An 18,225-nucleotide genomic window follows, 5' to 3' on the forward strand; every position below is an offset into this window, starting at 1 on the left:
TCCGCCGTCTAGCTGCCTCTGGTATGGAACACGCAGTCATCATCGGCGCCTCGGGCGGTATCGGGGCGGCCCTGGCCGACCACCTTGGCAAAACGCACGACGTCACCCGGTTCAGCCGACGCAACGACGGATTGGACGTCACGGACGAGGGGTCGGTCATGCGCGCCCTGTCCGGCATCGGCCGCCCGGTGGACCTTGCCATCATCGCGACCGGCATCCTTGCACCGGATGGGGCGCAACCTGAAAAGTCGCTCGACGCGATCGACGCCCGGGCCATGGCGCAGACCTTTGCGGTGAACGCCGTCGGCCCTGCCCTGCTGCTCAAGCATCTTGCCCCGCATCTGTCGGATGCCGCGCGCGTGGGGGTTCTGACGGCGCGGGTCGGGTCCATCGGCGACAACCGGATGGGCGGCTGGTACAGCTATCGGGCGGCAAAGGCGGCGGCCAATCAGATCACCCATGGCGCAGCGATCGAGATCGGTCGGCGGCGCAGGCAATCCGTCGTCGTCGCCCTGCATCCGGGCACTGTCGAGACCGCCTTTACCGAAGGATACAAGGCCCCCAAGGTCAGCGCCGCAGAGGCAGCCGCAAATCTCGTAGAGGTACTGATGGGCCTCGACCCGTCCCAGACGGGCGGGTTCTTCGACTATGCCGGGACGGCCATCGAATGGTAGGGCGGCTGATCCTCGTTCTCGGCGACCAGCTGTCCGACGACCTGTCCGCGCTGGCCGAGGGCGATCAGGCCACCGATACCGTCGTGATGGCCGAGGTTCATGCCGAGACGGACTATGTGCCCCACCACCCGCGCAAGATCGCCTTTCTGTTCGCCGCGATGCGCAAGCACGCGGCCCGTTTGCGCGACGCGGGCTGGACGGTGCGCTATACGGTGCTCGACGATCCGGAGAACACGCATTCGATCCCCGGTGAGCTGCTGCGCGCCGCCGAGGCGACAGGCGCCGAGGAGGTCATCGCAACGGAGCCCGGTGAATTTCGCCTGATCAGCGCGCTGGAGGACGCCCCCCTGCCCGTTCACCTGTTCCCGGACACCCGGTTCCTTGCCAGCCATGCGGAGTTCGAGGCTTGGGCAAAGGACCGCAAGGAATTGCGGATGGAGTGGTTCTATCGCGACATGCGCCGCAAGACGGGCCTGATGATGGATGGCGACAATCCGGCGGGCGGCAAGTGGAATTACGATCACGACAACCGCAAGCCGCCTGCCAAGGGCTTGAATCCGATCGGCCCCCTGCGGCACACCCCCGACGAGATCACCGAAGAGGTGATCGAACTGGTGCGCACACGGTTCGGCAACCGGTATGGCGCGCTGGACGATTTCTGGTTCGCGACGGATCGGGATGGGGCGCTTGCGGCGCTGGATCACTTCATCGACCATGGCCTGCCGCTATATGGCGACTACCAGGATGCGATGGTGGCCGATCAGCCGTTTCTGTATCATGCGATCCTGTCGGTCTACATCAACGCCGGCCTTCTGGGCTGGCGCGAGGTCTGCGAGGCGGCCGAACAGGCATGGAAGGACGATCACGTCCCGATCAACGCGGCCGAAGGGTTCATACGGCAGATCATCGGTTGGCGGGAATACATCCGCGGCATCTATTTCCGCGAAGGGCCTGATTACACGACGCGCAACGAGCTGGCTCATACCCGCGACCTGCCGGAATTCTACTGGACCGCCGACACCGACATGCGCTGCATGGCGCAGGCCATCGGCACGACGCTGGCCGAGGCCTATGCCCACCATATCCAGCGCCTGATGGTGACCGGCAACTTCGCCCTGCTTGCGGGTCTGGACCCACATCAGGTGCATGAATGGTATCTTGTCGTCTACGCCGACGCCTACGAATGGGTCGAGGCACCGAACGTCATCGGCATGTCGCAATGGGCCGATGGTGGGGTGGTCGGATCGAAACCCTATGTGTCGGGCGGCAATTACATCAACAAGATGTCCGACTACTGCAAGGAATGCGCCTATTCCGTCAGCAAGAAGACAGGCGACGGGGCCTGTCCGTTCAACCTGCTGTACTGGCATTTCATGGACCGTCACCGCGACCGGTTCGAAAACAATCCGCGCATGGCACAGATGTATGCGACATGGGACCGGATGGACGCGGACCGCCGCGCCACCGTCATCGCGGACGGGGATGCCATCCTTGCACGGCTCGATGCAGGGGATCGCGTCTAGGGCGGAAATGACCGCGCATTTTCCGCCACCCTGCCGCATTTCCGCCCCGCCATCGGGTCACAAAGGCAAAAACCGCCCCATGCCCGAGGGACAAGCAAAATGCAGTTCGACCGATTTCTCAACAAAGCCGTCTCCCGCCTGTCCGGGGGAAGCGACGCCGACGATCCGCGGCCCGTGCCGCGCGGCGCGCCTGCGGACGACCTTCGCGGATCGGGATCCTGGGCGAACGAATGGGGTGCGGCCAAGGGCGCGATCGAACGGGCCAAATCCCTTGCGGCGGGGGGTAAAGCGCCCAAGCGGCGCAGTGGCGTCGTGGCGCAGAACATCCCCGAAGGCACGGTTCGCACCAAGCCCCTGATGACCACGCGCGACATCAAGCTTCACAGCTGGCTGCAGGACCGGTTGGAGGCCGAGGCCCCGACCTGCACCATCCATGCAGGTGTGGCCCTCAATGCGTTTCTCGTTTCGGCCGAAGCGAACGAGGAATATGACCCCCTCTGCAACCTGACCGTCGACCTTCTGATTGCCGACGATCAGGGTCAGCCGCTTGTCGCGCTGATCCACGAGAACCGCGTCGACAGCCACAAACAGCTTTTGATGCTGGATGCCCTGCTGGATGCGGACATGCCGATCATCGACATCCAACCGCGGCCGGTCCTGTCCGCGATGTGGGCCGAAATCGCGGCGAACCTTCCCGAGGATTGAACGCGGGGGGCAAGCCCCCCGCCATCGCCCGGGACGGGCCTGACCGCGGATCGGATGATCAGTCGCCGTCACCCGTTTCAGGGGCGGCGTCTTCGGCGTTGCCTTCTGCTGGATCCGGCTCTTTCTCGGCCAAGGCGCCCGCGTTCCAACGGCCACGCTCGACCTGTCCGGTGGCATAGCGCATCGTGCCCGGACCCTGACGCCGCCCGGCGGCGAAGGATCCTTCGTAGACATCGCCATTGGCATAGGTGGCGACCCCCTCGCCCGCGATTTCGCCAGCCTCCCAGCCGCCTTCGTAGGTAAATCCGTCGGCCATGACGATCTTGCCCTGCCCCTGCCGCTGTCCGTCGACGAACGCGCCTTCATAGACCGTTCCATCGGCATAGGTGGCGGTGCCCTGACCGTGGCGCAGGCCCTGTTTCCATTCACCTTCGTAGCGGTAGCCGTCGGTGAACGTCATGACGCCGAAACCATCGTTCTGGGCGTTCACGAAATTGCCTTCGTAGACAAGGCCATTGGGGTATTCCGCGCGGCCCTGCCCATCGATCACACCGGCCGTCCAGCCGCCTTCGTAGGTTGCCCCGTCGACATAGGTGATCTTGCCTTCGCCATCGGCGAGATCATCCTTGAACGTGCCCACGTAGACGGATCCGTCGGGATAGGTCACTTCGCCCACGCCTTCGATCCGTCCCTCGACCCATTCACCCGAATAGACGTAGCCGTCCGTTCCGTTGAACGTGCCCTGTCCGTGGCGGCGATCGGCGACGAAATCCCCCTCGTAGGTGTCGCCGTTCGCATAGGTCACCTGACCCTGCCCATCCCGTTGCCCGTCGACCAGCGTGCCGGTGTAGACATCGCCGTTCGGCTGGGAAAGGGTGCCGACACCGTTGATCTGACCGGCTTCCCATGCGCCGTCATAGATCAGGCCGTCGGGCGTGCGCAGCACCCCCTGCCCCTCGCGCAGGTTGCCGACCATGCCCCCTTCGTAGGTAGAGCCGTCGGGATAGGTGATCCGCCCTTCGCCTTCCTTGACGCCGGCAGACCACCCCCCTTCGTAGCGATAGCCGTTGGGGCTCTCCATCACGCCCTGGCCATCGTGCAGCGCGTTGACGAAGCCACCGGTATACCGGGTGCCATCGGCATAGTCGGCCACACCTTCGCCCTCGATGCGACCGGCGACCCATTCGCCCTCGTAGGTGCTGCCGTCGGCAAAGATGATGCGGCCTGTCCCGTTCGGCTCTCCTTCTGCGAAGGTACCTTCGAAGATAGAGCCGTCGGGGTATGTCGCACGCCCCTCGCCCCGGATCTCGCCGTCCACCCATTCGCCGGTATAGACGTAGCCCGACGGCAGGGTGTAGGTGCCGGTTCCGTCCTGGCGCCCGTCACGGAATGTCCCCTCGTAGACACCGCCGCCTTCGTATTGCTTGGTCACAACGTCCTGCGCGCCAACCATCGCAGTCGTCGTCAGCAAGGCTGCACTTAGCGTCAATCCGTATAGTCGCGTCATCGAGGTCCCCACCTGCCCGCTGCAATCACTTTGCGCGAGGACGCTAGGCAATGCGCAGCCCGGTCGCAACATCCCATGTGCTGTGGTGCGGCGCATCGGCGCTTCCCCCCGCCCCCCCGGCGCGCTAGGTCACAGCCCGCGACCAACTGCGGGGACCCTGCGCCATGACCGATACCTTTCGCCTGACCATGGCACAGCTGAACCCCGTGATGGGCGACATCGCGGGCAACGCGGACCGGGCACGCGCCGCCTGGGCCGAGGGCAAGGCCGCAGGCGCCGACATGGTCGCGCTGCCGGAAATGTTCCTGACGGGGTATCAACCGCTGGACCTCGTGCGCAAACCGGCCTTCGTGGCCGACGCACAGCGGCACCTGAACGCCCTCATCGCCGATTGTGCGGACGGGCCCGCCCTCGGCATCGGCGCACCCCTGTGGCCCGTGGGCGCGGAGAAACCCTATAACGCCTGGGTCGTGGCCCAGAACGGCAAGGTTCTGGCCGAGGTCGTCAAGCACCACCTGCCGAACTACAAGGTTTTCGACGAAAAGCGCTATTTCGAAAGCGGCGATGTCTCCGGCCCCTATGTCGTCAATGGCGTCCGCCTCGGCACCCCGATCTGCGAGGATGCGTGGTTCGACGACGTTGCCGAAACGCTGGCTGAAACCGGGGCCGAGATTCTGGTGGTCCCAAACGGGTCCCCGTATTTCCGCGGAAAGCAGGACGTCCGATATGCCCACATGGTCGCGCGGACCGTCGAAACGGGCTTGCCGCTGGCCTATCTCAACCTCGTCGGCGGACAGGACGATCAGATCTTCGACGGTGCATCCTTCGTGGTGAACGCGGGCGGCGCGTTGATGCACCACCTGCACGCTTTCGAGGACGCGATCACCCACGTCGATTTCGACCGGACCGATACCGGTTGGTCCGCGCGCAAGGGGGATCTTGTGCCGCAACCGACCGGCCCCGGCGCCGATTACCGCGCGATGGTCGTGGCCCTGCGCGACTACATGGCCAAGGCCGGGTTCAAACAGGCGCTGCTCGGCCTGTCGGGCGGGGTCGACAGCGCGATCGTGGCGGCCATCGCGGTGGATGCGCTGGGCGCCGACAACGTCCGCTGCGTCATGCTGCCGTCCGAATACACTTCCGACCATTCGCTGGAGGACGCGCGCGGTGTCGCGGAACGGCTGGGATGCCGTCTCGACACGCTGCCCATTGCCGCAGGCCGCAGCGCGATCACCGAAACCCTGGCGCCCCTGTTCGAAGGCACGACCGCTGACCTGACCGAGGAAAACATCCAGTCCCGCCTGCGCGGCCTGCTGCTCATGGCGCTGTCGAACAAGTTCGGCGAGATGCTGTTGACCACCGGCAACAAGTCCGAGGTCGCGGTGGGCTATGCCACGATCTATGGCGACATGTCGGGCGGCTACAACCCGGTCAAGGACCTCTACAAGACCGACCTGTTCGAGGTTTGCCGCTGGCGTAATGCCAACACCGTCGACTGGTTCAAGGGCCCGGCCGGCGAGGTCATGCCGCAGCGGGTGATCGACAAGCCGCCCTCGGCCGAGTTGCGCGAAGACCAGAAGGATGAGGACAGCCTGCCGCCCTACCCGGTGCTGGACGATATCCTGAAACGCCTCGTGGACGATGAGGAATCGGTCGAACAAGTGGTTGACGCCGGGCACGACCGCGACACGGTCAAGCATATCGAAAAGCTGATCTACCTGTCGGAATACAAGCGGTTCCAATCGGCCCCCGGCGCACGCCTGTCGCAGCGCGCCTTCTGGCTCGACCGCCGTTATCCCATCGTCAACCGCTGGCGCGATCCAAGCTGATCCCGCCACGCCCCGCGCACGGTCGTCACCGTCCACGGCGGCGATGTTACTTCAACTGGGAGTCCTTCGATCCGCGCCGGTTGATTCCACCCCGTGCGCGTCGCTGTCCATCGCGCTCGGCCGCACAATCGATGCACAGTTTCACCCCCGGCACCGCCTTGCGCCGGGCTTCGGAAATCGGCTCTTCGCAGTCCGCGCAATGCATCAGGCTTTCGCCCTGCGGGGCCCTCGCGGCTTTCAGGCGCGCAAGCTCGTCCTGAATGGACGCCTCGATCTGTTCCGCGACCGCACCGTCGCGTGTCCAGCCACCTGCCATTGCACTTCCTCCGTCTCAGGATTGCAGGTCGAGGACCTCCTCGAACCCGCCGTAAATCATGCGTTTGCCGTCGAACGGCATTTCGCCCATGGCGGCCAGCTTCTCCGCAAACTCCGGATCTTGATCGAACATCCTGGCGTTGGCCGCATCATGCGTGGCCTTGTCGGGCCATTCGATCCACGAAAAGACAACGACCTCGCCTTCGGCACGTTTCACGGCCATGGGAAAGGACGTGATTTCGCCTTCGGGCACGTCGTCGCCCCATGTCTCTGTCAGGCGCAGGGCACCGAGAGGCTTGAAGATGACCTCCCACGATTCCTGCGCGTGGGCGATATAGGCGTCCTTGGCGTCGGCCGGAACGGCGGCAACGAACCCTGCGAAATAGCTCATGATCGGGTCTCCTTTGCGGCCCCCATCATAGCAAAAGGGCGGCCCTCGCACGAGCCGCCCGTCGGTTACCCGTCAATCACCACGCGTCAGGCCGGGACCATGCCCTTTTCGCGGGCCAGTTCCCGAACCCGCTTCTGCAGCTTCTCGAAGGCGCGCACCTCGATCTGCCGGATCCGTTCGCGGCTGACGTTGTACTTGGCGGACAGATCCTCCAGCGTCACCGTCTCTTCCGACAGACGACGCTGGGCCAGGATGTCCTTCTCACGGTCGTTCAGCACATCCATAGCCTCCGTCATCAGGCCGATGCGCGCGTCGTATTCATCCCGCTCGGCAAAATCCTCGGCCTGATCGGCGTCGTCATCGGCAAGCCAGTCCTGCCACTGCGTCGACGAATCGCCGTCGGTTCCCACCTGAACGTTCAGCGAGGCGTCGCCGCCCGACATCCGCCGGTTCATGGAGGTGACTTCGGCCTCGGTCACGCCTAGGTCGGTCGCAATGCGGGCCACGTTTTCGGGACGCAGATCCCCTTCTTCCAAGGCGCCGATGCGGTTCTTGGCCTTGCGCAGGTTGAAGAACAGCTTCTTCTGCGCGCTTGTCGTGCCCAGTTTGACCATCGACCACGACCGAAGGACGTATTCCTGAATCGCCGCCCGGATCCACCACATCGCATATGTCGCAAGGCGGAACCCCTTCTCGGGGTCGAACTTCTTGACGGCCTGCATCAGGCCGACGTTGGCCTCGGAGATGACCTCCGCCTGCGGCAGGCCGTAGCCGCGATACCCCATGGCGATCTTGGCCGCGAGACGCAGGTGAGACGTCACCATCTGATGCGCGGCATCGGTGTCCTCTTCCTCGACCCAACGCTTGGCGAGCATGTATTCCTGCTCGGGCTCCAGCATCGGGAACTTGCGAATTTCCTGCAGATAGCGGTTCAACCCCTGCTCGGGAGAGGGGGCTGGCAGATTTGCATAGGTGGCCATGGGAAATCTCCCTCATGTTAAGGGCATTAACACCCGTCGGTTTCCAGATGGGACGCAACGTCCGTCATTTCAAGTCGTTCCATGGCGAGATGATATCGCCAACGGCGCGACGCGGCTTGGCTGCTCCGAAACGAACATAACCTTACGGCGAACCGGGATAAACCTGCACAAGCGCACAAGTGCGTGACAATCCTACGCGCCGGCGTCAGCCAGCCAAAGCGTCAAGCAGCGCTTGCATGTCATCCGGAATCGGGGCCGAGAACGACAGCTCCTTGCCGCTGACCGGATGGACGAACCCAAGACTCTCGGCATGCAGCGCCTGGCGTGCGAACCGGGCCACGGCCTCGGCCCCCGGATGATCGCGCGGCAGACGACGGTGCCCGCCGTAGGTCGGATCGCCGATCAAGGCGTGTCCCGCATGCGCCATATGCACCCTGATCTGGTGGGTTCGTCCGGTTTCCAGCCAGCATTCGATCAGGGCCGCGGCCCCGAAATCCTGCAGGGTGCGCGCCCGCGTCACGGCATGACGGCCGCCATCCCATGTGACAGCCTGTTTCTGCCGGTCGGTGCGGTGCCGATCCAGCCGGGTGGTGATCTTCAGGATATCGCCTGATTCCCAGCTTACGCCACGGGTGCCACGCAGCCGTGGATCACCGCCATCCGGCACACCGTAACAGACGGCGACATAGCGACGTTGCGCCGAATGCGCCTCGAACTGGGCGGCCAGTCCGTGATGGGCCGCGTCGGATTTCGCGACGACCAGAAGGCCCGAGGTGTCCTTGTCGATCCTGTGCACGATACCGGGGCGCCGCGCACCGCCCACCCCCGACAACGCCCCACCGAAATGATGCAGCAACGCATTGACCAGGGTGCCACCGGGCGACCCCGGTGCCGGGTGCACCACCATCCCCGCAGGCTTGTTTATGACGATCAGGTCGGCATCCTCATGCACCACGTCCAGCGGTATGTCCTCTGCCCGCGTGTCGGGGTCATCCGCGACCGGCACGGTCACGACGATCTCGTCCCCTTCGGCCACCTTGTCACGTGCGGCGACAGGCAGTCCGTTCCGCGTGACGCGACCTTCCTCCAGCAAACGCGACAGGCGGGACCGCGACAGATGCGCGCCCGCTGGCACGTCCCGTGCAATTGCCTTATCGAGACGCGACGGCGGATCGGCCGCAATGACAAAGGTGACGCGCGTGTCTGAAGACATGGAACAGCTTCCCGAACCGGCCAACCTGCGGTTTCTGCGCATTCTGGTCACGGTTTTGACAGTGGTGATGATCGGAGGGCTGTTAACGGTCGTGGTGGTGCTTGTCACCCGCCTGCGCGCGCCTGCGCCGATCTCGACCGATATGCTGTCCGTGCCCGAGGGGACGGACATCCATGCGATCACTGAGACACCGACGCGTTGGTTGGCGACGACGACCGATGATCGCCTTCTGATCTTTGCGCCGGACGGCACGTTCCAGCGGGAAATCCCGCTGGACTGAGCATGGTGCCCGTGTCGCCTACAGGAGCCGCCCTGACGAACGCATCGGCAGGCAGGAATGGCTAGCCCAGCAGGGCAACCGGATGGTGACGGTGGCATTGCAGGGTGTGATCGTTGACCATGCCCACGGCCTCCATCCATGCATAAACGATGGTCGGCCCGCAGAACTTGAACCCGGCGGCCTTGAGGTCTTTTGACATGCGTTGTGACAGGGGCGTCTGCGTCGGCACGTCGCCCTGGCTTGCGAACCGCGGCTGCAGCGGCGCGCCATCGACGTAATCCCAGCACCACGCCGAGAAATCGCCGATTTCCAGGAAGGCGCGCGCGTTGCCGATGGTTGCCTCGATCTTGCCACGGTGACGGATGATGCCGGGGTTCCGCAACAGACGCTCCACGTCCGCGTCACCCCAGCGCGCGATGACCTCGGGATCGAACCCTTCGAAGGCGACGCGGAAATTCTCGCGCTTCTTCAGAATGGTGATCCAGCTGAGCCCCGCCTGAAACCCGTCGAGGACCAGCTTCTCCCACAGGGCGCGGCTGTCCCGTTCCGGCACCCCCCACTCTGTATCGTGATAGGCCTCGTAGATCGGATCGGATCCGACCCAGCTGCATCTTTCCATGGCGTCACCCTTTTGGAACTTGAACGCCACCCTGCCTGTTGTGCCGTCAGACATGCAATCGAAAGGACATCATCATGACCAAGATCGCAGACGCAAAAATCCTGATCGTCGCCACCAACGGGTTCGAGCAATCTGAACTGGAAGTGCCGCGCGACAAGCTGCGCGAACATGGCGCAACCGTTCATGTCGTCAGCCCGGACGGCGAGAAGATCAAGGGCTGGACCGGTCCCGACTGGGACAGCACCGTTGACGTGGACCATGCACTGACCGACATCTCGGACAAGGACTACCACGCGCTTGTCCTGCCCGGTGGCCAGATCAATCCCGACACGCTGCGCCTGAACGAGGACGTGATTTCCCTGATCAAGCGGTTCGCGGATGCGGGCAAGCCCATCGCGGCTGTCTGCCATGCGCCATGGTTGCTGATCGACGCGGGCCTCGTCGAAGGTCGCGAAGTGACCGCGTGGCCCAGCGTCCGCACCGATCTGGCGAATGCCGGCGGCAAGGTCGTGGACAAGCCGGTGGCCTGTGAAGACGCCATCATCACCAGCCGCAATCCCGACGACCTCGATGCCTTCGTGGCAAAGATCGTCGAGGAAGTCGAAGAAGGCCGCCACGAAGACCTCGCGGCTTAACATTACGGAAAGGGTCGGCGTGCCACGGTCCCGGGACGAAATTGCCGGGAACATGCCATGCCACGCCGACCCACCCTCGACGATGCCAGTGATCATGATCCGCTCAGCTATGCGGTGTCGGACCGTGATCGCGGGATACTCGACATGGTGCGGCAGGCGCTGAATGCGGGCAACGTGGCGCTTGCCTTTCAACCTGTCGTATCCGCCACATCCGGCACGGCCGCCTTTCATGAGGGGCTGATCCGTGTGCTTGATGATACGGGCAGGGTCATCCCTGCCGCGCAGTTCATGGATGTCGTCGAAACCGACCAGCTGGGCCGGGATATCGACGTTGCGGCGCTGCGCCTCGGCTTCGGGGCGCTGGCCAGACATCCCCATCTGCGCCTGTCCATCAACATGTCGGCCCGGTCCATCGGCTACTCGAAGTGGACGCAGGTTCTCAAGCGCTGGCTTGCCCGCGACGACACGCTTGGCGAACGGCTGATCCTCGAAATCACGGAATCCTCGGCCATGCTGGTGCCGGAGCTGGTCAAGACCTTCATGGCAGAGCTTCAGGATCAGGGCATCACCTTCGCGCTCGATGACTTCGGCGCGGGTCAGACATCGTTCCGCTACCTCAAGCAGTTCTATTTCGACATCCTCAAGATCGATGGCAGCTTCGTGCAGGCCTGCGACCGCGACCCGGACAATCAGTGTATTCTCAATGCCCTCATCACCATAGGGCAGCAGTTCGACATGTTCACAATTGCCGAAAAGGTCGAAACACGGGCAGAGGCACAGTTTCTCGTGAATGCCGGTATCGATTGCCTGCAGGGTTTCTACTACGGCGCCCCGGAGACGAAACCAACGTGGTTCCACCCCACCGACCAAGGCCGGCCAGCCGATCAGATCGGTCTGACGGGCTAGCCTCCACACCCTGCGTCCGCGGACCTGTCCGGTCGCCACATCCCGCCTGATCGCCCGCCCCTGTTGACGCAGATCATTTGCGCCGCAAACGCCGAGTTGCTAAGCCTTCGCACACATCCCCGTGCCGGGGGTCTATCGCCAAGTGGGGCCAACGCCCCACCCCCCGGCCGCAGAAAGGACGCACCTTATGACCAACGTGGTGATTGCCTCCGCCGCCCGCACCCCAGTCGGCAGCTTCCTCGGTTCTTTCGCCGGCGTTCCCGCGCATGAGCTGGGCCGCGCCGTCATCGAGGAGGTCGTCGCCCGTGCCGGTGTCGACAAATCCGAAGTGTCGGAGACGATCCTCGGTCAGGTGCTGACCGCCGCGCAAGGCCAGAACCCCGCCCGCCAGGCCGCCATCAACGCGGGCCTCCCGCAGGAGGCATCGGCCTGGGGCATCAACCAGGTCTGCGGCTCGGGCCTGCGCGCCGTGGCACTTGGTGCGCAGCACATCATGCTGGGCGATGCCTCTGTCGTCGTCGCCGGCGGGCAGGAAAGCATGTCCCTGTCCCCGCACGCACAGGCGATGCGCGCCGGTCAGAAGATGGGCGACATGAAGCTGATCGACACCATGATCCGCGATGGCCTGTGGGACGCATTCAACAACTACCACATGGGCCAGACCGCCGAGAACGTTGCCGAGAAATGGCAGATCAGCCGCGATCAGCAGGATGAATTCGCCGTCGCCAGCCAGAACAAGGCCGAGGCGGCGCAAAAGGCCGGCAAGTTCGCGGAAGAGATCGTCGCCTATACCGTCAAGGGCCGCCGCGGTGACACCGTCGTCGATCAGGACGAATACATCCGCCACGGCGCATCGATCGAAGCAATGCAGAAACTGCGCCCCGCGTTCACGAAAGACGGCTCCGTCACGGCCGCCAACGCCTCCGGCCTCAACGACGGCGCGGCCGCCACCTTGCTCATGTCCGCCGACGATGCCGAAAAGCGCGGGATCGAGCCCTTGGCCCGCATCGCAAGCTACGCGACCGCCGGTCTTGATCCGTCGATCATGGGCGTCGGTCCGATCTATGCGTCGCGCAAGGCGCTGGAGAAAGCCGGCTGGACGGTCGACGATCTCGACCTGGTCGAGGCGAACGAAGCCTTTGCCGCACAGGCCTGCGCCGTGAACAAGGACATGGGCTGGGATCCGTCGATCGTGAACGTCAACGGCGGCGCGATCGCCATCGGCCACCCCATCGGCGCCTCGGGCTGTCGCGTCCTCAACACCCTTCTGTTCGAGATGAAGCGCCGCGACGCCAAGAAAGGCCTCGCCACGCTGTGCATCGGCGGCGGAATGGGCGTTGCGCTCTGCGTGGAACGTCCCTGACAGGTGGTTCGGCGAAGGATCGCGCGACGTGACGCGCGACCCTGACAATCACGCGCCGTCGCCGGATCGACCAGTTGCGCCCTACGCGCAGCTTGTCTTTTCCGGCGGGGGCCTGCGCTGTTTCTGGCACGGCGGCTTCATGGCCGCCGCATCCGACGCATTCCGATTCAAGCCCGAGCGTGTCACCGGATCATCCGGTGGCGCCTTGTCGGCCGCCGCTTGGATCGCGGGGGTCGAACAGGCGCTATATGACCGCTTCAGTCAGGAACTCGCCCATCAGGACGACAACCTCGCACTCGACGACATGGATGGGGAGCATGGTCGCTCGCCACACCAACGCATCTACGATGCCATCCTGCGCGACGTCCTGACGGACGCGGTCTGCGCAGATATCGCCGATGGCCCCGCGTTTCAGATCAGCGTGTCGACCCCCGGCGCCTCGGCCGTTCCGACGGCGCGGGCCCTTGCGGGCGGCACGATCTATCAGCTGGAACAGCTTGTCTCACCAACGCCGCGGCCGCGCCTGTCCGCCGTCACCGGTATGGAACAACGGCTGATCGACGCGCGTCAGGCGGCGCGCGACGGCTCATTGCGCGACCTCGTCCGTATGGCCGCAACCGTGCCGCCCGCGTTTCGCCCCGACACATGGGATGGCGAAGCCATCTATGATGGCGGCATGGTCGACAAGGCTCCCCTGCCCGTCCCGGACAAGGGGGCGACGCTGATCCTGCTGACCAAAAGATTCCACAGACTGCCCGACGATGACGACGGCCGCTGCACCTACGTCCAACCCGAAAAAGACATTCTGCCGGGCGCAAAGCTCGACTTCACGGACCCCGATCTGCTGAAAACCGCATGGGATCAGGGTCGTAGTGATGGACAGCTTTGGCGCAATAAAATATCCCGGAACTGAAAGAGGAGGAAACAACATGACCAGAACAGCACTCGTGACCGGGGGAAGCCGGGGCATTGGCGCGGCAATCGCCAAGGCACTGAAGGAACAGGGGTGCAAGGTTGCCGCGACCTATGCCGGCAACGATGAGAAAGCCGCCGCTTTCACGGAAGAGACGGGGATCAAGACGTACAAGTGGAACGTCGCCGATTACGAGGAATGCAAGGCTGGCATCGCCCAGGTCGAAGCCGATCTGGGCCCGGTCGACATCCTCGTGAACAATGCAGGCATCACGCGGGACGCTCCGTTCCACAAGATGACGCCGGATCACTGGCATGCCGTCATCGACACCAACCTGAACGGCGTCTTCAACATGACCCACAATGTCTGGGGCGGCATGCGAGAACGCAAGTTCGGGCGCATCGTCACGATCAGTTCGATCAACGGACAGAAGGGGCAGTTCGCGCAGGCCAACTATGCCGCGTCCAAGGCCGCCGATATCGGCTTTACCAAGTCCTTGGCGCAGGAAGGCGCGCGCGCGGGCATTACCGTCAATGTCGTCGCCCCCGGCTATATCAACACCGACATGATGAGCACGATCCCCGAAAAGGTCATGGACGTGATCGTCGGCGGTATCCCGGTCGGCCGCCTGGGTGAGGCGGATGAAATCGCGCGCTGTGTCGCATTCCTGACATCCGACGACGCGGGCTTCATCACCGGATCGACGATCTCCGCCAATGGCGGACAATATCTCAGCTGATCACGGCTACGAAGATGCGGACAAGTCGCCCTTGCGACCTGTCCCGAACCTCTGGTTTTGGTCCGCCCCTTCATCCGAAGGCGGCGGGCTTTTCGATCAGGCGTGGCGGGCGGCGCGGCCCATTGCAAAGCTTGGCAGGCGGAAAGTCAGCAGCGCCCGGAATGCGGCGGCGCGCTCCTTGCGAGCACGTGCAAAGGCTTCGTCGTAGGTGCGTGTGGTATGCGTCTCAAACATGGCGGCTATTCCCTATAATCAAGTTTATGTTGTCTGTAACCTATATGCCCTGCCTCAAACGTTCGCACAAACGAGACTTTCCAAACCCTCACTTAAGAAATATCTAACTGATATGTCCGAACGCCTCCCCCCTCTGACCGCCTTGCGTGCCTTCGAGGCCGCCGCCCGGCACCTGTCGTTCCAGGAAGCGGCTCAGGAGCTGTCTGTCACCCCCGCCGCGCTGAGCTTTCAGATCAAGAGCCTCGAGGAGCATCTGGGCGCGCCGCTGTTTCGCCGTCTGAACCGCAGGGTCGAACTGACCGAAGCGGGCATTGCCCTGTCGGGGCCAAGTTCCGAGGGGTTCCAGACACTGGCGACAGGATGGCGGTCTGCCAAGCGCACCTTGGACAATGGCCTGCTGACGGTCACCGCGGGCCCTGCGTTCACATCCAAATGGCTGGCCCCTCGCCTGTTCGATTTTGCCCAGAACCATCCCGAGATCGAGTTGCGCTTTGCCGCGACCCTGCGAATGCTCGACTTCGCGACGGACGACATCGATATCGCGATCCGGTTTGGCCCGACTGACGGGACGGATGATGCGACGCTGCACAAGGCACTGGAAATTCAGGACTGGGTTACGCCGATGATGCATCCCGACCTTGCCGCGAAGTATCCGACACCGGCCAGCCTGATCGACGCGCCGATCATCTTCGACGATTCCATTGCCTTTCTGCGCAACTCCGTCTCATGGCAGGATTGGTTCAGGGTCGAGGGAATCGAAGCGCCCGACCTGCACGGCCCCCGGTTCAGCCAGGCGGACCACTCGATCGACGCGGCACAATCGGGCGCTGGCGTCGTTCTGGGGCGGGTGTCGCTGGCCGAAGCGTCCCTGCGGAAGGGACAGCTGGTGGCCCCTTTCGACCTCGCCCTCGTGCCGCGTGCGGTCTTTCGCGTCCTGTGCCCCAAGGGCGCCGAAACGCGGCCGAATACCCGTGCCTTCCTTGACTGGCTTGCGAACGAGGTTGGCCGGATGGACGATCACCGTGCCGGACGCCGAATGCTGGATGCAGGCGCCCTTTAGACGTGAAAAAGGCCCGCACGGGGGCGGGCCTTTCGACGTGGGTCAGATGGCGTCAGTGGGTCGTCCCTTGTCCCAATCGCTCGATCTGTTGCTTGATGGCCAGCTTGCGTTTCTTCATCTCGCTGAGCGCGATGCTGTCGGATCCCGGGTTCCTTTGTTCCGCTTCAACTTGTCGGGAGAGCGTCTCATGCTTCTTTCGCAGTTCGGAAAGGTGCGAGGTGAGCGACATGGCTAACTCCTGTGCTGTTGTGTACCCCGTCAGGACAGCACGAGTGTCATGCATCTGTCACGAAGTTTCGGGCCGGGGTGGCGAAATGTTGCACGGCAATTGATCTAGCCGAGGGCCAGCGACTGCATGTTTCGCAGAACGGCTTCGGCCTCGGGACGGTACGCGCCGGAGGCGCCGTCGGCATGCAGAACCAGGGGCGGCAGCAGGCGCAGCGCCGCGCGCGCGCCCTTTCGACCCTGCACGATGACCCGACCGGCCGGGCGATCCGGCCCGGAACTGATCGGCAGAATCGCGATACCCCCCAGTGCCTTGTCCATTGGCGCAAGCAGGTCCGACAGCCGGTCCGCCCGCGCGATCAGGGTGACACTGCCTTTCGGCGCGACCCGCCTGCAGGCGACCTCGGCCCAGCGCGACAGGTCACCGGGGGCCCCTTCGCGCAGGCCGGCCTCGCGCGCTGCCTGCCCGGCGGGCGATCCGGCCCCCGCCGGGAAATAGGGGGGATTCGCGATCACATGCGTCCACTGGCGTTGGCGCAAATCCGCCGGAAGGTCGAGGACATCGCCCTCCACAACTTCGGCCTGCCCGTTCCGTCGGGCCAATTCGGCGGTCGGGCCGTGTGCTTCCACCCCCGTCAGGACAAGGCCGGGCACGCGGCATTCCAGGCAATACATCGCGGCGCCGACGCCGCATCCAAGATCCAGAACGCTGTGCCCGGCCCGTGCGCCGATGGCCGCTGCCAGGAGCACCGCATCGGATCCGGCGCGGAACCCGGCCCGCGGCTGCCAGAGCGTCAGGCGCCCCCCGAGAAAGGCATCCCGCGTCAGTGTCGTCATTCCGATACGGCAAGCCCGTTGTCGGTAAGGGCGGCGCGCGCAAGGAACAGGTCGCGGTCCGCCACCATCATCCGCCGCGGCAAAATGCCGATCGATCCTTCGAGGACCGAGATATTGGCGTCCAGAACGAAGCAGTCTATACCCTCGCCGTCGAGGAGGGCGGAGGCGAAGGCGATGACCGTAGGGTCATTGGTGCGCAGCAATTCTCTCATGCGAAACAGGTATGGGGCGCGATGCCCCTTGTCGAGACACAGCAGGAACAGGACACGATGACAGAGGCCACGCCGATCAAGCCGCACGACCGTCTTGCCGCCGCCTGCGCGCCCGAGATGGAGGCGGTGAACGACCTGATCCGCGCCCGCATGGCATCCGAACATGCCCCCCGCATCCCCGAGGTCACCGCGCATCTTGTCGATGCGGGCGGTAAGCGTGTGCGCCCCCTTCTGACGATTGCCTGTGCCAAGATGTGCGGCGCCGTGGGCGACAATCCCATCAAGCTGGCCGCGACGGTGGAATTCATCCACACCGCAACCCTGCTGCACGACGACGTGGTCGACGAAAGCCATCAGCGTCGCGGACGCCCCACGGCCAACCTGTTGTGGGACAATCAGTCCAGCGTGCTGGTCGGTGACTATCTTTTCGCGCGGTCCTTCCAGCTGATGGTCGAGACGGGCTCCCTGCGGATGCTCGACATCCTGTCCGGTGCCGCCGCGACCATCGCAGAGGGCGAAGTGCTGCAACTGACCGCCGCGCGCAACCTTGCCACCACCGAAGCGACCTACCTTCAGGTCGTGCGCGGCAAGACGGCTGCCCTGTTTCAGGCGGCGGCCGAGGTCGGCGGCGTCGCGGCCGATGCCCCGGAAGAGCATATCCGCGCCCTCGCCACCTATGGTGACGCGCTCGGCATCAGCTTTCAGATCGTCGATGACTGGCTGGATTATGGCGGTGCCGGGGATGATATCGGCAAGAACCTCGGCGACGACTTCCGGGAAGGCAAGCTGACCCTGCCCGTGATCCGGGCGATCGCGCGGGGGGACGACGACGAACAGGCCTTCTGGAAACAGGCGCTCGAACAGGGTCAGGCCGACGACCTCGACCGCGCGCGCGCCATTCTGGCCCGTCACGGAACGTTGGAAGAAACCCGGTTGGAGGCCCTCGCCTGGCGTGACAAGGCCAGAACGGCATTGGCGACGCTCCCTCCGAGCGAACTTCGCGATATGCTGGAGGATCTGGCGGACTACGTCGTCGCACGGGCCCATTGACCCGCCGGGCCGTGC

Annotated in this window: 22 protein-coding genes; 12 read left to right on the plus strand and 10 right to left on the minus strand. The window is 64.3% G+C overall.

Going from position 1 to position 18,225, the window contains the following annotated elements:
• Positions 1 to 23 precede the first annotated feature (23 nt).
• The 3 genes from V6N07_RS15500 (at position 24) to V6N07_RS15510 (ending at position 2,902) form a co-directional block, all read left to right on the plus strand.
• A complete protein-coding gene (locus tag V6N07_RS15500) occupies positions 24 to 674 on the plus strand; it encodes an SDR family NAD(P)-dependent oxidoreductase (RefSeq protein WP_371157414.1) in 651 nt (216 codons plus the stop codon).
• Positions 668 to 2,197, plus strand: coding sequence for a cryptochrome/photolyase family protein (locus V6N07_RS15505; RefSeq protein WP_371157415.1), 1,530 nt, complete (start codon positions 668 to 670; stop codon positions 2,195 to 2,197). The genes V6N07_RS15500 and V6N07_RS15505 overlap by 7 nt, the downstream gene beginning before the upstream one ends.
• Before the next feature lie 99 nt (positions 2,198 to 2,296).
• Complete coding sequence (locus tag V6N07_RS15510; RefSeq protein ID WP_371157417.1) at positions 2,297 to 2,902, plus strand: hypothetical protein; 606 nt, start codon at positions 2,297 to 2,299, stop codon at positions 2,900 to 2,902.
• Between the two features lie 58 nt (positions 2,903 to 2,960).
• Here V6N07_RS15510 and V6N07_RS15515 read toward each other — a convergent pair whose 3' ends face one another.
• Positions 2,961 to 4,409: an MORN repeat-containing protein gene (locus V6N07_RS15515; protein ID WP_371157419.1), complete on the minus strand. Its 1,449-nt coding sequence runs from the start codon at positions 4,407 to 4,409 to the stop codon at positions 2,961 to 2,963.
• Positions 4,410 to 4,573: 164 nt separating this feature from the next.
• Between V6N07_RS15515 and V6N07_RS15520 the strand changes: the two genes are divergently transcribed.
• A complete protein-coding gene (locus V6N07_RS15520; RefSeq protein WP_371157421.1) occupies positions 4,574 to 6,238 on the plus strand; it encodes an NAD+ synthase in 1,665 nt (554 codons plus the stop codon).
• 46 nt (positions 6,239 to 6,284) lie between these two features.
• Here the strand turns inward: V6N07_RS15520 and V6N07_RS15525 are convergent, their stop codons facing one another.
• The 4 genes from V6N07_RS15525 to V6N07_RS15540 form a co-directional block, all read right to left on the minus strand.
• Positions 6,285 to 6,554 carry a DksA/TraR family C4-type zinc finger protein gene (locus tag V6N07_RS15525; RefSeq protein WP_371157423.1) on the minus strand — a complete coding sequence of 90 codons (270 nt, stop codon included), beginning with the start codon at positions 6,552 to 6,554 and terminating at the stop codon, positions 6,285 to 6,287.
• Between the two features lie 15 nt (positions 6,555 to 6,569).
• Complete coding sequence (locus V6N07_RS15530; RefSeq protein WP_371157425.1) at positions 6,570 to 6,944, minus strand: DUF1428 domain-containing protein; 375 nt, start codon at positions 6,942 to 6,944, stop codon at positions 6,570 to 6,572.
• 86 nt (positions 6,945 to 7,030) lie between these two features.
• Positions 7,031 to 7,924 carry an RNA polymerase sigma factor RpoH gene (gene rpoH, locus V6N07_RS15535; protein ID WP_371157427.1) on the minus strand — a complete coding sequence of 298 codons (894 nt, stop codon included), beginning with the start codon at positions 7,922 to 7,924 and terminating at the stop codon, positions 7,031 to 7,033.
• 205 nt (positions 7,925 to 8,129) lie between these two features.
• Positions 8,130 to 9,137 (minus strand): RluA family pseudouridine synthase, encoded by a 1,008-nt coding sequence (locus V6N07_RS15540; protein WP_371157429.1) that lies wholly within the window; start codon positions 9,135 to 9,137, stop codon positions 8,130 to 8,132.
• Between V6N07_RS15540 and V6N07_RS15545 the strand changes: the two genes are divergently transcribed.
• Positions 9,136 to 9,417 carry a DUF6476 family protein gene (locus tag V6N07_RS15545; RefSeq protein WP_371157431.1) on the plus strand — a complete coding sequence of 94 codons (282 nt, stop codon included), beginning with the start codon at positions 9,136 to 9,138 and terminating at the stop codon, positions 9,415 to 9,417. The two genes, V6N07_RS15540 and V6N07_RS15545, sit on opposite strands and share 2 nt — an antisense overlap.
• Positions 9,418 to 9,478: 61 nt before the next feature.
• Here V6N07_RS15545 and V6N07_RS15550 read toward each other — a convergent pair whose 3' ends face one another.
• The gene (locus V6N07_RS15550; protein WP_371157607.1) at positions 9,479 to 10,036 is read right to left on the minus strand and encodes a DNA-3-methyladenine glycosylase I; all 558 of its coding nucleotides are present in this window, start codon (positions 10,034 to 10,036) and stop codon (positions 9,479 to 9,481) included.
• Between the two features lie 74 nt (positions 10,037 to 10,110).
• Here V6N07_RS15550 and V6N07_RS15555 point away from each other — a divergent pair, with 74 nt between their 5' ends.
• The 5 genes from V6N07_RS15555 (at position 10,111) to phbB (ending at position 14,592) form a co-directional block, all read left to right on the plus strand.
• Positions 10,111 to 10,671, plus strand: a complete 561-nt coding sequence (locus V6N07_RS15555; RefSeq protein WP_371157433.1) for a type 1 glutamine amidotransferase domain-containing protein — start codon at positions 10,111 to 10,113, stop codon at positions 10,669 to 10,671.
• 57 nt (positions 10,672 to 10,728) lie between these two features.
• Complete coding sequence (locus V6N07_RS15560) at positions 10,729 to 11,577, plus strand: EAL domain-containing protein (protein WP_371157435.1); 849 nt, start codon at positions 10,729 to 10,731, stop codon at positions 11,575 to 11,577.
• Positions 11,578 to 11,764: 187 nt separating this feature from the next.
• A complete protein-coding gene (locus V6N07_RS15565; protein ID WP_371157437.1) occupies positions 11,765 to 12,940 on the plus strand; it encodes an acetyl-CoA C-acetyltransferase in 1,176 nt (391 codons plus the stop codon).
• 28 nt (positions 12,941 to 12,968) lie between these two features.
• Entirely contained in the window at positions 12,969 to 13,853 is an 885-nt protein-coding gene (locus V6N07_RS15570) for a patatin-like phospholipase family protein (RefSeq protein WP_371157439.1), read from the plus strand.
• A 16-nt stretch (positions 13,854 to 13,869) separates the two neighbouring features.
• On the plus strand, positions 13,870 to 14,592 hold the full coding sequence (phbB, locus tag V6N07_RS15575) for an acetoacetyl-CoA reductase (RefSeq protein WP_371157441.1): 723 nt from the start codon (positions 13,870 to 13,872) through the stop codon (positions 14,590 to 14,592).
• Positions 14,593 to 14,688: 96 nt separating this feature from the next.
• Here phbB and V6N07_RS15580 read toward each other — a convergent pair whose 3' ends face one another.
• The gene (locus V6N07_RS15580) at positions 14,689 to 14,826 is read right to left on the minus strand and encodes a hypothetical protein (protein WP_371157443.1); all 138 of its coding nucleotides are present in this window, start codon (positions 14,824 to 14,826) and stop codon (positions 14,689 to 14,691) included.
• Between the two features lie 112 nt (positions 14,827 to 14,938).
• Between V6N07_RS15580 and gcvA the strand changes: the two genes are divergently transcribed.
• The gene (gene gcvA, locus V6N07_RS15585) at positions 14,939 to 15,886 is read left to right on the plus strand and encodes a transcriptional regulator GcvA (protein ID WP_371157445.1); all 948 of its coding nucleotides are present in this window, start codon (positions 14,939 to 14,941) and stop codon (positions 15,884 to 15,886) included.
• A gap of 52 nt (positions 15,887 to 15,938) precedes the next feature.
• On the opposite strand, the gene V6N07_RS15590 is transcribed toward gcvA, so the two are convergent.
• From V6N07_RS15590 to V6N07_RS15600, 3 genes are all read right to left on the minus strand, one after another.
• The gene (locus tag V6N07_RS15590; protein WP_371157447.1) at positions 15,939 to 16,115 is read right to left on the minus strand and encodes a YdcH family protein; all 177 of its coding nucleotides are present in this window, start codon (positions 16,113 to 16,115) and stop codon (positions 15,939 to 15,941) included.
• A 104-nt stretch (positions 16,116 to 16,219) separates the two neighbouring features.
• Positions 16,220 to 16,948 (minus strand): tRNA1(Val) (adenine(37)-N6)-methyltransferase, encoded by a 729-nt coding sequence (locus V6N07_RS15595; RefSeq protein ID WP_371157449.1) that lies wholly within the window; start codon positions 16,946 to 16,948, stop codon positions 16,220 to 16,222.
• The gene (locus V6N07_RS15600; protein ID WP_371157451.1) at positions 16,945 to 17,160 is read right to left on the minus strand and encodes a DUF2007 domain-containing protein; all 216 of its coding nucleotides are present in this window, start codon (positions 17,158 to 17,160) and stop codon (positions 16,945 to 16,947) included. Before V6N07_RS15600 ends, V6N07_RS15595 begins: the two co-directional genes overlap by 4 nt.
• A 21-nt stretch (positions 17,161 to 17,181) precedes the next feature.
• On the opposite strand from V6N07_RS15600, the gene V6N07_RS15605 reads away from it, so the two are divergent.
• Positions 17,182 to 18,210: a polyprenyl synthetase family protein gene (locus tag V6N07_RS15605; protein ID WP_371157453.1), complete on the plus strand. Its 1,029-nt coding sequence runs from the start codon at positions 17,182 to 17,184 to the stop codon at positions 18,208 to 18,210.
• Positions 18,211 to 18,225 lie beyond the last annotated feature (15 nt).

It is taken from the genome of Jannaschia sp. 2305UL9-9, assembly GCF_041403465.1.
In the GTDB taxonomy this organism is placed as follows: Bacteria; Pseudomonadota; Alphaproteobacteria; order Rhodobacterales; family Rhodobacteraceae; genus Jannaschia.